Origin of the sequence: Amycolatopsis sp. NBC_01480, from assembly GCF_036227205.1 — a bacterium.
Lineage (GTDB): Bacteria > Actinomycetota > Actinomycetes > Mycobacteriales > Pseudonocardiaceae > Amycolatopsis.
On the sequence record NZ_CP109442.1, the window covers coordinates 9668675 to 9680898 of the forward strand.

General features: G+C 67.6%; 13 protein-coding genes. 3 read left to right on the forward strand and 10 right to left on the reverse strand.

What is annotated here, in order from left to right:
* Window positions 1-87 precede the first annotated feature (87 nt).
* Entirely contained in the window at window positions 88-615 is a 528-nt protein-coding gene (locus tag OG371_RS44940) for a VOC family protein (protein WP_329063484.1), read from the forward strand.
* Entirely contained in the window at window positions 612-1283 is a 672-nt protein-coding gene (locus OG371_RS44945; protein ID WP_329063487.1) for a GntR family transcriptional regulator, read from the forward strand. Before OG371_RS44940 ends, OG371_RS44945 begins: the two co-directional genes overlap by 4 nt.
* Before the next feature lie 49 nt (window positions 1284-1332).
* On the opposite strand, the gene OG371_RS44950 is transcribed toward OG371_RS44945, so the two are convergent.
* The 6 genes from OG371_RS44950 to OG371_RS44975 all read right to left on the reverse strand — a co-directional run bounded on the left by OG371_RS44950 (window position 1333) and on the right by OG371_RS44975 (window position 7182).
* Window positions 1333-2352 (reverse strand): LacI family DNA-binding transcriptional regulator, encoded by a 1020-nt coding sequence (locus OG371_RS44950; protein ID WP_329063488.1) that lies wholly within the window; start codon window positions 2350-2352, stop codon window positions 1333-1335.
* Between the two features lie 25 nt (window positions 2353-2377).
* Window positions 2378-3811 carry an NAD-dependent succinate-semialdehyde dehydrogenase gene (locus OG371_RS44955; RefSeq protein WP_329063490.1) on the reverse strand — a complete coding sequence of 478 codons (1434 nt, stop codon included), beginning with the start codon at window positions 3809-3811 and terminating at the stop codon, window positions 2378-2380.
* Between the two features lie 14 nt (window positions 3812-3825).
* The gene (locus OG371_RS44960) at window positions 3826-5070 is read right to left on the reverse strand and encodes a M24 family metallopeptidase (RefSeq protein ID WP_329063492.1); all 1245 of its coding nucleotides are present in this window, start codon (window positions 5068-5070) and stop codon (window positions 3826-3828) included.
* Window positions 5063-6013 (reverse strand): NAD(P)-dependent oxidoreductase, encoded by a 951-nt coding sequence (locus tag OG371_RS44965; RefSeq protein WP_329063494.1) that lies wholly within the window; start codon window positions 6011-6013, stop codon window positions 5063-5065. The genes OG371_RS44960 and OG371_RS44965 overlap by 8 nt, the downstream gene beginning before the upstream one ends.
* A 366-nt stretch (window positions 6014-6379) precedes the next feature.
* A complete protein-coding gene (locus OG371_RS44970) occupies window positions 6380-6709 on the reverse strand; it encodes a helix-turn-helix domain-containing protein (RefSeq protein WP_329063496.1) in 330 nt (109 codons plus the stop codon).
* Window positions 6710-6840: 131 nt separating this feature from the next.
* Window positions 6841-7182 carry a transcriptional regulator gene (locus OG371_RS44975; protein ID WP_329063498.1) on the reverse strand — a complete coding sequence of 114 codons (342 nt, stop codon included), beginning with the start codon at window positions 7180-7182 and terminating at the stop codon, window positions 6841-6843.
* A 751-nt stretch (window positions 7183-7933) separates the two neighbouring features.
* Between OG371_RS44975 and OG371_RS44980 the strand changes: the two genes are divergently transcribed.
* Window positions 7934-9097: a hypothetical protein gene (locus OG371_RS44980; RefSeq protein ID WP_329063500.1), complete on the forward strand. Its 1164-nt coding sequence runs from the start codon at window positions 7934-7936 to the stop codon at window positions 9095-9097.
* On the opposite strand, the gene OG371_RS44985 is transcribed toward OG371_RS44980, so the two are convergent.
* Genes OG371_RS44985 through OG371_RS45000 form a run of 4 tightly spaced genes read right to left on the reverse strand, consistent with a single transcriptional unit; the run spans window position 9089 to window position 12171 of the window.
* Entirely contained in the window at window positions 9089-9856 is a 768-nt protein-coding gene (locus OG371_RS44985; protein WP_329063502.1) for an ESX secretion-associated protein EspG, read from the reverse strand. The two genes, OG371_RS44980 and OG371_RS44985, sit on opposite strands and share 9 nt — an antisense overlap.
* A gap of 25 nt (window positions 9857-9881) precedes the next feature.
* Window positions 9882-11150: a hypothetical protein gene (locus OG371_RS44990; protein ID WP_329063503.1), complete on the reverse strand. Its 1269-nt coding sequence runs from the start codon at window positions 11148-11150 to the stop codon at window positions 9882-9884.
* Window positions 11147-11761 carry a DUF3558 domain-containing protein gene (locus OG371_RS44995; RefSeq protein ID WP_329063505.1) on the reverse strand — a complete coding sequence of 205 codons (615 nt, stop codon included), beginning with the start codon at window positions 11759-11761 and terminating at the stop codon, window positions 11147-11149. The genes OG371_RS44990 and OG371_RS44995 overlap by 4 nt, the downstream gene beginning before the upstream one ends.
* An 8-nt stretch (window positions 11762-11769) precedes the next feature.
* Window positions 11770-12171: a hypothetical protein gene (locus tag OG371_RS45000; protein WP_329063507.1), complete on the reverse strand. Its 402-nt coding sequence runs from the start codon at window positions 12169-12171 to the stop codon at window positions 11770-11772.
* Window positions 12172-12224: the final 53 nt, after the last annotated feature.

The window sequence follows — 12224 nt, forward strand, 5'->3', positions numbered from 1 at the left end:
CAATCAAGCTTGCGCTTCCCGCAAGAACCAGGTGGGATAGAGCTAGGTCAGCATCGATGTATACATTTACGGCGAGGAGGTTCCACCATGGCCGGACTGCCGGGACTGCGCGGCACCGAGCACATCGGCTTCACCGTGCCCGACCTGGACCAGGCCGAGCGCTTTTTCGTCGACGTCATCGGCTGCGAACTCGTCTACTCGCTCGGCCCCTATCGCGCCGACGACGACTGGATGGCCGAGCACCTGGGCGTGCACCCCCGCACGGTGATGCGCGAACTCCGGTTCTTCCGTTGTGGACACGGGCCGAACTTCGAGGTCTTCGAGTACGAGGCCGCCGACGGCGCCCGGCCCCAGCCCCGAAACAGCGACATCGGCGGTCACCATCTAGCCTTCTACGTCGACGACTTCGACGCCGCGCTGGCCCATCTCCACGACCACGGCGTCACCGTGCTGAGCACCCCGACCGCGAGCACCGGTCCAAGTCAAGGACAGCGATGGGTCTACTTTCTGAGCCCGTGGGGGATGCAGCTCGAACTCGTGAGCTTCCCCCACGGCAAGGCCTACGAAGCGACGTCGAAGGTGAAGCTGTGGAGCCCGAGGGAGCCGGCCGAGTGAGCAAGGAAGACGAGCCACCCCGCAGCCGCGACGGAGTGGCGAGCAAGCGCATCGCCGACCAGCTTCGCGAGGCGATCCTGCGCGGGGACTACCCGCCCGGCGCGCGTATCCGCCAGGAGGACGTCGCCCAGCAGTACGGCGCGAGCCGGCTGCCCGTGCGCGACGCGTTCCGGGTGCTCGAATCCGACGGGCTGCTCACCCTGGTCGCCAATTCCGGCGCCTGGGTGACCCGGCTGACCCTCGCCGAATGCGACGAGATCTACCGGATCCGCGAACGGCTCGAACCCTTGCTGCTGCGCATGAGCCTGCCCCATCTCGAGCCGGAACAACTCGACCATCTCGACGACCTCGCCGAGCGCATGCGGGTCACCACCGACATCGCCGAATTCCTGGTCCTCGACCGCGAATTTCACCTCGCGTCCTACGCCGGGGCGACGACCACCATGCTCGGCGAAACCGTGCAGCGCCTCTGGAACACCACCCAGCACTACCGCCGGGCGTTCACCGCGCAGCTCGACGCGCGGGGCACCCGGATCGTCCACGATGAACACCACATGCTCGTCTCCGCCCTGCGCGCCGGCGACGCCGACGACGCGGAACGCGTGCTGGCCGGCCACATCCGAAGGACCCGGGTGACGTTGGCCGACCACCCCGAAGTCTTCGACTGACCCCTAAGGACTCGTGAGTGTTTATGCCGGTTCTAACCGTCATAAACACTCACGAGTCCTGGGGTTTCGCGGGGCCGGTCGAAGCGCGGGCCATCAGTTCGACCGGCAGCACCACGCTCTTCGTCGGTGCCTCCGGGGAGCCGATGCGTTCCAGCAGCAGCCGCGCGGCTTCTCGGCCGATCTCGTAGTGCGGGATCCGGACGGTGGTCAGCGGCGGCCGCTGGCGGTCGACGAACGGCATGTCGTTGAAGCCGGTCACCGAAACTTCGTCCGGCACCGTGCGGCCCAGCTCCGCCAGCGCGGAGTAACAGCCGAGCGCGATCAGGTCGTTGCCCGCCAGCACCGCGGTCAGCCCGGGATTGGCGGCGAACAGGTCCAGCGTCGCGGCGTGGCCGGCCGCTTCGGTGAACGCCTCGGCGAACTCGACCGCCTTCGCGGCCTGGTCGAGCCCGAGCGACGTGATGGCGTCGAGGTACGCGCGGTAACGCTCCCAGCCGGTGGACGCCGAACGCGGGCCGGCCACGTGTCCGATCCGGGTGTGCCCCAGGCCGGCCAGGTGCCGCACGAGAAGGTGGACGCCCGCCGCGTTGTCCGCGGTCACCGAAGGCACTCCGCCACCGTCGATGCGGCGATTGACGAGCACCGTCGGCACCGGCGAGCCGGGCACCGTGTCGTCGCGGCGGCTGGTGGCCAGGATGAAGCCGTCGGTCTGGCGGCCGCGCATCGCCGCGACCAGCTCGCGCTCGCGCTCCGGATCACCGTCGGTGTTGCCGAGCAGCGCCATGTACCCGGCTTCCCGCAGGGCGTCCTCGATCCCGCGGACGATCGGCGGGAACACCGGGTTGCGCAGGTCGGGGATGATCACCCCGGCCACCGAGGACGTGCGGGTGCGCAGGCTCCGCGCCGCGGAGTTGGGCGCGTAGCCCAGCGCCCGCGCCGCCTCGTGCACCCGGCCGGCGGTCCGCGCGTTCACCATCGCGCGGGTGGCCGGGTTCAGTGCCCGGCTCGCGGTGGCGGCGTGCACCCCCGCCCGCTCGGCGACGTCCTTGATCGTCGGTGCCCTGTCCATCGGGCCAGCATAGGCAGGAGACTCGTCACCAGGTGACGGCGACATACTTGGACTCGGTGTACTCCAGCAGGCCCTCGTGCCCGCCCTCGCGGCCCAGCCCGCTCTGCTTGACCCCGCCGAACGGCGCCGCCGGCTCCGAGACCAGGCCGCGGTTGAGCCCGACCATGCCGGATTCCAGGGCCTCGGCCAGCCGCAGTCCGCGGGCCAGATCGCCGGTGTACACATAGGACACCAGGCCGTGCTCGGTGTCGTTGGCCAGCCGCACGGCCTCGTCCTCGGTGTCGAAGGTGACGATCGGCGCCACCGGGCCGAAGATCTCCTCGGCGAGCACCGGCGCCCCGGCCGGAACCCCGGCCAGCACCGTCGCCGGGTAGTAGAACCCGGTGCCCTGCGGGCGTTTCCCGCCGACGAGCACCCGGGCCCCGGCGCCGACCGTGCCCTCGACCAGCTCGCTGACCTTGGCCACGGCCTCGGCGTTGACCAGCGGGCCCAGCTCCACCCCGGCTTCGGTGCCCGGTCCGACGCGCAGCGCGCCCATCCGCTCGGCGAGGCGTCGCGCGAAATCCTCCGCCACGCCGCGCTGCACGAAGAACCGGTTGGCGGCAGTGCAGGCCTGCCCGCCGTTGCGCATCTTCGCGACCATGGCGCCGTCGAGCGCAGCGTCGAGGTCGGCGTCGTCGAACACCAGGAACGGCGCGTTTCCGCCGAGCTCCATCGACGCGCTGACGACGCTCTCCGCCGCCGCGTGCAGCAGCTTGCGGCCGACCTCGGTGGACCCGGTGAAGGACAGCTTCCGCACCCGCGGGTCTTCGAGCATCGCGCCGACGACCGCGCCGGACCGGGTCGAGGGCACCACATTCACCGTGCCCGCGGGCGCGCCGGCCTCCTCCAGGATCGCGGCGATCGCCAGCGCGGTGAGCGGGGTTTCCGACGCCGGTTTGAGGATCACGGTGCAGCCGGCGCCGAGGGCGGGCGCGATCTTCCGCGTGGCCATCGCGGCCGGGAAGTTCCACGGGGTCACCAGCACGCTCACGCCGATGGGCTGGCGCAGCACCAGGATCCGGTTGGCGCCACCGGGCGCGGTCTGCACCGTGCCCGCGACCCGCACGGTTTCCTCGGCGTACCAACGGAAGAACTCCGCCGCGTAGGTCACCTCACCGCGCGCGTCGGGCAGCGCCTTGCCGTTCTCGCGCACGATCAGCTCGGCCAACTCCTCGGCCCGCTCGTGCATGAGCGTGAACGCCCGCAGCAGGATGTCGGCCCGGGCCCGCGGCGCGGTCGCCGACCATTCGGGCAACGCCGTCGCCGCGGCGTCAACGGCGGCCAAACCGTCCTCGACGGTGCCGTTCGCCACCGTCGTGACGGGATCGGCCGTGGCCGGGTCGATCACGGTGATGCGGGCGCCGTCGGCCGAGGGCTTCCAGCCGCCGCCGATGAACAGCTCTTCGGGGATCTTCACAGCGCCTCCTCGGCTCAGTACGGGTTGGCGATGAACAGGTCCTGCGCCGGGAACTTCGTGAGCACCTCGACGCCGGTACCGGTGACCACGACCTCTTCCTCGATGCGCGCGGCGGAGAAGCCGTCGGACGCGGGACAGTAGGTTTCGAGCGCGAAGACCATGCCGGGCTTGATCTCGACCGGATCGCCCAGGCTGTTCAGCCGCGAGATGATCGGCCGCTCGTGCAGCCCCAGCCCGAGACCGTGGCCGAACTGCAGGCCGAACGCGGCCATCTCGTCGGTGAACCCGAAATCCGTGGCCGCGGGCCAGACCCGGGCGACGTCGTCGGTGCCCACCCCCGGTTTCACGATCTCGATCGCCGCGTCCATCCACTCCCGCGCCCGCGCGTACGCGTCGCGCTGCGGGTCGGTGGCGCTGCCGACGCTGAACGTGCGGTAGTAACAGGTGCGATAACCGTTGTAGGACTGGATGATGTCGAAAAACGCCTGGTCGCCGGGCCGGATCAGCCGGTCGGAGAAGTTGTGCGGATGCGGGTTGCACCGCTCCCCCGACACCGCGTTGATCGCCTCGACCTGGTCGGAACCCATTTCGTAGAGCCGTTTGCTGGCCAGCGCGACGATCTCGTTCTCGCGGACGCCGGGCTTGAGCGCCTCGACGATGTCCTGGTACACCCCGTCGACCATCGCCGCGGCCTGCGAGAGCAAGGTGATCTCGTCGTTCGACTTGATCTCACGCGCGTCGAGCATCAACTGCTGCGCGTCGACGACTTTGAGGCCCTGGCGCTGCATCTCGAACAGGAGCGGCGGCTCCACGATGTCGACGCCGATCGGCGAATCCGCCACGCCCGCCTGGACGAGCAGGTCCTTGATCTGCGTGACGGCCTGGCGCATCAGCCCGGCGGCCGGCGAGATCGCCCCGCGCAGCCCGAGCATGCCGGCCCGGCAGTTCTCCGGCTCCAGCCAGGGCGAGTAGAGCTGGTGGTGTTTGGCCGCGGACCCGAAGTCCCACAGCATCGGCTCGCCGTCGCGGGCCAGCAGCGCGTAGCGGGTCATCTTGTCCCCGAGCGCGCCGCCGATCCAGGTCTGCGTGGTGTAGCGGATGTTGTAGAAGTCGAACAGCAGGAACGCGGCGCACTCGCTGGACTCCAGCGACGCGCGGGCCCGTGCGAGCCGGTAGTCGCGCAGCCGGGCGAAGTCCACGCGCTCCTCGAAGTCGACCGCGCCGTGGCCGGGGGCCGGAATCGGGCGTCCGTCAGGCATCGCCGGCCGCCAGACCGTCGGTGACGTCGGAGTCCTCGGACACCAGCTTCAGCCCGGAGCGGCGCGCCTGCTCCTCGATCAGCACGGCGAAGTCCTGCTCCACCAGGCCCGCGCCGACCGCGGACGCCACCAGCTGCGCCGCCGCCGAGGCGACCGGCATCGGCGCCTCCAGTGCGCGCGCGGCCGCCAGCCCAAGGTCGAAGTCCTTGCGCAGCAACGGCATGGTGAACGTCGGGGTGAAGTCCAGGTTCACCAGCGCCGGGGTCTTGTACTGGCTGAACACCGAGCCCATCACCGACGCGTTGAGGAAGGCCATGAACGCCTCGCGGCTCACCCCGCCCTTCTCCGCCAGCACCGTGATCTCGGCCAGCGACTGGATCACCACGCCGAGGAACACGTTGTGGGCGATCTTCACCAGCCGCGCCACCTCGCCTTCGCCGACGTAGGTCACGCCGCGGCCGAGCGCGTCCAGCAGCGGCTGGACCTCGTCGAACACCGCCCGCGGCCCGGACGCCGCGAGCGTCAGCTTCCCCGAGGCCACCACCTTCGGATTGCCGCTCACCGGCGCGGCCAGCAGCGCGGTTCCGCGCTTGGCCGCCTCGGCCCGCACCAGGGCGGAGGCCTCGGCGGACACCGTGGACGAATCGATGAGCACCTTCGGCGCCTGGGCCGGGTCGGTGAACAGCCCGCCCTCGCCGGAAGTCACCTCCTCGAGGTCCGCCGAAGCCGAAACCATGGAGAACACCACGTCACGCCCGGCCAGGTCGACCGGCCGCTCCGCCACCACCGCCCCGGCCGCGACCAGCTCTTCGGCCTTGGCGCGTGTGCGGTTGTACACCGCGACGTCGTAACCGGCCTCGAGCAGCCGCCGCACGAGCGCCGCGCCCATCCGCCCGGCACCGATCCAGCCGACTGTGGTTGCCCCTGGGTTTGCGGTCACCATGACCTGCACCTCCGTCTGCAATCGTTTGCATCAGTGTGTGTCGGAGGCTGGCCAGTAGTCAAGTGAGAGATGGGACTCAGTGCTGCAAACGTCTGCCGGGCGAAGGGCTCGTGAGTGTTTATGACGGTTAGAACCAATACTGACTTGGTTACCTACTTGTGACCTGCGTAGACGCTCGTTGCATGCTCCAGAGCGCGGAGGCTGGCGCGGTGGGCCGCGGCGCGCATCCGGTCTGTGACCTTTTCTCTGATCGCTCTTCGGCGTCGCAACATGCTGTCGTCGGGTCGTTGTGGGAGTCAGGGGCTCCTGGCTTGGCCCGGTCGGTGCGGTGTCGGGGTCAACCGCACCGACCGGGGGATCAGGGGCCTAGCGTCGGCCGCGGCGCCGGAGTTGGACGCCTTCGGCGAGCAGTATCCGGCGGGTCTGGTTGTAGCTCCGGCCGTGGGTGGTGGCCAGCTGCTGGATCGTCCGGCCGTCGAGGTAGGCGTTGACCAGGCCGGGCGGTGTCGGCGGCAAGAGGATCTTCTGCGGCCGGATGGTGACGCGGGCGAAGATCAGGACGTTGCGGACTTGCCGGTAGCTGACTGAGTACTGCGCTGCCAGCTGTTCCATGGTCTCGCCAGCGGTGTACCGATGGATGACTTCCGCAATGGTGTCGGGGTCGAAATCGGGGCCACTGACGACCGGCAGACTCATTCCGGGTCCTCCTCGTCATCCAGGACGACCAGCTCATGCTGCGTGTCTCGGTGTCCGTTGTTCGCTTAGCCACCCGTTCCAGATATGGGGCAGGTGGACAACCGCCCTACAAGCATTTGAAACGGCGTAGATCACGATCGCCTGCCCGCACGTATGGATGCAACAATCTCCGCCGCCGTCGCCACGACGAGTTGCAGCGCGTCAAGATGATCCGTCAGACGCTGAGTACCGGTGGGAGTCAACCTCCAAGAGGACCGGCGGCCGTCGGGGCGAGACTCGACGTGCCCAGCTTTCCGGAGCACTCCGAGTTGCTTCGACAACGCCGCAGGCGTCAGCCTCAGCGTCTGGCGCATCGTCGCGTACTCGCACCACTGCTCGTCAGCGAGCGTAGCCACGATGAACAGCCGCACTGGCGGTACAAGCACCGGATCGAGTCCCTCGGTATACCCGGCGATGGGGACCAAGCGCGCCATCGCTACCCCTCGACCGCGTCGGGAGTAGGCGAGTTCCGCAGGCACGACACGCAAGGCATCCCACTCGGTCTGTCGAGCATCTCCAGTTCCCCCGGCCCGAAGTCCGCGCCGCACAGAGCCACAAGCCGTGACGGCATCACGTCGTCGGTCGGGAACGGAAAGAGGTGCACCACGCGACGAGTCTCACCGACCAAGCCCGGCAGCGGGCGAGCGAGATAGATCCGCACCGTCATCGCGCGATCCAGCCTTCTGCGTTTGGCGATGCGACGGCGAGTGGACGCTCAGCGCGGAGCCTACGTCGCAGGCGAGGCCACGCACGGGCCTTTCGGTGTCGACGACGAGGTGAGCGCTGGTCCGCTTGGTGCGGTGACCGGGCAACCACATAGGCCTGGCAGGCCACGCACCGTGCGCCTGGAGCCTCCAACATCGATCCGACTACGACGACATGCCCGCACACCGACTGGTAGCGCCCGGCCGAGTTCGTGCGACGCCCTCGTGCGAATTCCTCGTCAGTGACGGCGTGATCTCGGCCATCAGAAGCGCACCGGTGCCACGACAGATACGTCCGCACGACAGTCACGCCGGCCTGTTGGTCGTCCATCTGTTCCGCCTTCCGCGCACCGGGGGCTGACCTGCGCCAGTGCCATGTGCGACACTGAAATTAGCTTCACCTAAAGGCTGATTTCAGCGAAAGGTCGCGGGCGGGCCACACGGGGGACATGCAGGTGTCAGGACGGTCAGAGGGGATGACATGACGACGGGCGACCAGCGCGCGCGGAAGCCGCGTACGGTCCTTGAGTTGAAGATCTGGCAGCGCAACCAATCGTTGGCTGAGTTCGTCAAGTCAGCGGAGGAGTTCGCACGCGAGTGCGGCGAGCCGGGCACGCTCAGCGAACGTCATCTCAAGCGTCTGGTCTCGGGACAGACCACGGATGGCTCCCCGATCGGCCGCCCCCGCCCAGCCACAGCACGCCTGCTCGAACGGATCTTCCGTCTGAGCATCGACGACCTTCTCGCACCGCCGGTGACAGTCAGCGCGGGCGAGAGTGACAGGCCGCAACTCCGCGTCATGCTCGACGCCGCCAGGCGGGTCGACCCGGCGGTTCTCGCGGTCCTGCACGGCCAGCTCGACAGCCTGCGACGGCTCGACCGGCAATTAGGCGCCGTCACCGCACACGACGAGGTAGTGGCCAAGATCGAGCAGATTTCCCTGCTCCAGTCGCACTGCCTCAACTCTGACATCAGAACGCGCCTCGCCACCCTGCTCGCCGAGCTGGGGACCCTGGCCGGATGGCAGGCGCTAGACCTCGGCCGAGTCGCGGAGTCATGGAGACACTACGAACGAGCCAAAGGCGCCGCCCTCCAATCAGGCAATGCTCGGTTCGAGGTGCACACCACTGCGGAACAGTCGTTCGCCTTGCTCGACGTCGGCGAGACAAGCGCCGCCGTTGAGGTGCTTGCTGCCACCGAAATTCGGGCACGCCATGCCGTAGATCGTCTGCTGCGCTCGTGGCTCGCGGCCGCACACGGGGAAGCGCTCGCCGCCGACGGGCAGCGCTCCGCCAGCCTCCGCGCGTTCGACCGTGCCGGAGCACTGTTGCCATCCGGATCATCCGATGCAGACGGCCCGTACGTCGCGCTCGACCCCGTACACCTCGAACGATGGAGGGGCCACGCGCTCGCCCGTACCGGCGCCCCGGAGGCGGTCGACGTACTCACGTCAGCGCTGAATCGCCTTGACCCGACGTTCGCCCGTGCTGAAGCTGGCCTGCGCGTGGACCTGGCGTCCGCATTCTTCGCGCAAGGCGAACGTGAGAAGGCAAAGGGACACATCGCCAAAGCGCGCACGCTGGCATCCAGTATTGGATCGGCGCGTCAACTCGGCCGACTCAAAAAGTTGACCCATTTACTGTAAAGCTTGCAGGGTGTTTTCCAGGGTTCCAGTGATGTAGTCGAGACTGCCTGGTCCACATGTGATCTCTTCGCCGCCCGGGCCGTCCTGCAGATAGGTGAGGAATCGGCCGTGCTCCGCCGTGTCGACGGCTGTCAGAGGCATACTGGTGACGCGCCCGCGGTTGGTACGGGAAGCGACATAGAACTGGTGGCCGCCGATCCGTCGCGCTGTCATGGCTGTCCGCAATTGCTCGGCGGAGTCGGGCGCGGTGTAGTCGCTGGTCGTGTCGAGGGAGTATGCTTCGCCGTCCCCACTGGACTCGTACTCCGACCGCGCCACGCTGAACTGGCGGATGTCTGCCGGAGCACACGCGGTCAAGCTCTCAACGACGGCGCGAATGAGTCGATGGCGCGGGATCTTCTCCAGCGTGACTCGATCACCATCCACTATGTACCGAATGGCCGATCGTCCGGCCGGCACTGCCAGCGTGGCGGTGCTTTGCCCGTCGCTGGTCGAGGAGAAGCAGTAACACTCGGATTCCGCGTTCGCCGTGGCCAGCAACAAATCCCGGAACTCGCCGACGAAACGACCCCTGCGTAGGTCGTAGAAACCGGGCTCCGCCAGGACTTGCCGGGTCAGGTCCTCGAACCTGCCGACAATGTCGTCCTCAAGCCACACGTCGACCATGCCGATCACCGGATGCGGCGCGCCAACGCGCTCCCATTCCCACGCCTGTGCCAACGCCAGACGCGGCACCGTCACCGGTTCAGCCAGCAACACGAAGCCCCCCTCGCGTTCAGCACCGTTACTTGCCGATCACGGGTGGTGTGGCCTTGCCGTCGTAGCCGAACAGGGCGTTCGGGTCGGCCTCGCGCAAGTAGTCGGCGGACTTCTTCTCCTTGTCCTCTTCCTTCTTGCCCTTCCCACCATTGGCGCCGATCGGCATCCCGTTTGCGCCACGCTGGCCGGAACTTCCTGCCTTACCACCGATGCCTGGCTCTTCCGTCGTGCCGAGTCGACCTGCACCACTCGAATTCCCCGGCGATCCCGGACCTCGGACACCCGTGCCCGACCCACCTGCTCCTGAACCGCCCGGCATACCGCCGCGGCCTCCAGAGCCGAGACCGCCGGTCTCGGAACGCGAACCACCGGGGAAGCCTGGCACAAAGCCACCACCCGAGCCGTAACCGCCAGCCGAACCGGAAGCGGTCTGCCCACCGGGGCCGGTGGAGCTAAATCCTGGTCCGAACGTTCCACCACCAACGGGCGTACCACTGGCTGGGGGTGGCGGCGCGTACCCGGCTGTCTCGGTTCCGCCGTTCTCCGACGCCGCGGGCGGATGGGGTGAAGCCCCTTGATCGCCATGAGAGCTGGAGCCCGAACTCGGTGCACCGTGCTGCCCGCCCGGAGCACCCGCCGATGAGCCAACGCCCGACCCGACCACCGATTGATGAGATCCGCTCTGCTCGGTGACCGCGCTCTGCTGCGCCGTGGGAGTTTGCACGGCGTAGGAGCCGTCCGGGGAGTCTGGCACCTGGCCGTAGTCGATTGGCATCTTTTGCGCATGACCATCACTGGTCGTAGTGAAGCCTTGGTAGATCTGTTTGTTCTGTGCAATCGCTGCGCTGTTCTTGTTGATCTGATCCTCGGTGTCGGTGTCCCACGGGCTAAGTGTGTCGAGCAAGTCTGTCGACGGCGGCTTGTCGGACACATCCTGCATCGAGTCGCGTGTGGACTGGAACGCATGTCCTTGATCAGCCAACGCGTTCTGACTGCCGTGCATGGCCGACGATGCCGATGTCGCGACGTCAGCCAACGGACGTAGGCCAGCCCGGGATGCATCGCCACTCGGCCCGGACCACGCCGATTCCAGCCGACCGACGATCGCCAGCGTGTCCGCCTCAATGCCCTGCTGCTCGGTGACCTGTTCAACGCCTGCCGCCTGCGCGTGCCCCAAGCTCTCAGGACCGGGTCCGGCCTTGACTCGACGCACCAACTCCGCGGGGAGGATCAACTTGCCGTCGGCCTGTTGTTGCTGGAGGAACTGGTAAACGACATCGGCGAGGGCCATCATGCACCGCCCTTCAGCGTGGTGACGGCCAAATCAGCGACGTGGTTCGCATCCTGGCAAGGGTCTGCCTGACCGACGACGGACCTTGCAAGCGTCACATCGATATCGAAAGCTGCATTGTCGGCAATTCCGATAGCAACGCTGCAACGTCCTTGCGAACGCTCGTCATGGGGCCCGTACGCGACAACGGGATAGCCCTGCACCGGTTGCAGAACCTTGAAGAATCCGCCCTGACTCTGGGTGTTGTAGACGGTGCGAAGCCCGTCCTTCCAGGCGTACACAAGCTGAACGCCCACGAGCGACCCCTTGTCGAGATCACTCCAAGAGCACGATTTTGCCGCGCCCGTGTCCTGAACAGGACTCTGCGTCGGTGTTCCCGTGAAGAGCCCGTCAATTTGAGTCGACGTCAGGACTGAGCACGGGTCGCGTTGGATGACTGACGCGGGCAGCGGGTTGGAGATCGTCGGAACCGCGGCACCAGGTTGCTGCCCGCTGCTCGGGGAGGCAGGCGACGACGTACCGGACGTCGGGGTCGCTTTGCCGGTCTCGCCGGAGCAGGCGGCAAGCCCGCACAACGTCACGACAATTCCAACGGCGACGCTGAGGCGTCCCATGCGATGCATCAGAAATGTCCCCCACCTTGCGTCTTGATATCCGCGCTCATTTGTACGTCATTACCCTCGTGAATGCCGAGCGCTTTTTCCATCTGCTGAATAATCTGATCGGCGTAGCTTTTCTGGCGAGAGAGATGGCCGCGATAGTAGTCGCCCGAGGTGTTCGAAGCCTTGGTGTTGCGAAGCGAGGCCGGGTCCTGACCGGGAGACTGGATAGTCCAGAGTGGGACGGCATTGCGCAGTTGGTCGTCAATGCGCCTCGACAGCTTCTTCAGGTTCTCCAACTCGGCCTTCAGGTCGTCGGGGCTGAGGTGGAAGCCGCCACCGCCTGCAACTGCCTCGCCACCCGAGGCACCGCCTCCGCCGGCCGACGTGGGATCGCCTGTGACGACGAAGTTCAACTTGCTCACCGATGCACCCGGTGCAGCCTCGCCAGCCACGACGTCCTCCCCTGACACCGATC

What these genes read in the sequence shown, in the direction of transcription:
- OG371_RS44960 (WP_329063492.1), bottom strand. Translation starts at nt 5,070, where the DNA reads ATGCCTGACGGACGCCCGATTCCGGCCCCCGGCCACGGCGCGGTCGAC.
- OG371_RS44980 (WP_329063500.1), top strand. Translation starts at nt 7,934, where the DNA reads ATGACGACGGGCGACCAGCGCGCGCGGAAGCCGCGTACGGTCCTTGAG.
- OG371_RS44990 (WP_329063503.1), bottom strand. Translation starts at nt 11,150, where the DNA reads ATGATGGCCCTCGCCGATGTCGTTTACCAGTTCCTCCAGCAACAACAG.
- OG371_RS44995 (WP_329063505.1), bottom strand. Translation starts at nt 11,761, where the DNA reads ATGGGACGCCTCAGCGTCGCCGTTGGAATTGTCGTGACGTTGTGCGGG.
- OG371_RS44950 (WP_329063488.1), bottom strand. Translation starts at nt 2,352, where the DNA reads ATGGACAGGGCACCGACGATCAAGGACGTCGCCGAGCGGGCGGGGGTG.
- OG371_RS44970 (WP_329063496.1), bottom strand. Translation starts at nt 6,709, where the DNA reads ATGAGTCTGCCGGTCGTCAGTGGCCCCGATTTCGACCCCGACACCATT.
- OG371_RS44940 (WP_329063484.1), top strand. Translation starts at nt 88, where the DNA reads ATGGCCGGACTGCCGGGACTGCGCGGCACCGAGCACATCGGCTTCACC.
- OG371_RS44965 (WP_329063494.1), bottom strand. Translation starts at nt 6,013, where the DNA reads ATGGTGACCGCAAACCCAGGGGCAACCACAGTCGGCTGGATCGGTGCC.
- OG371_RS44975 (WP_329063498.1), bottom strand. Translation starts at nt 7,182, where the DNA reads ATGGCGCGCTTGGTCCCCATCGCCGGGTATACCGAGGGACTCGATCCG.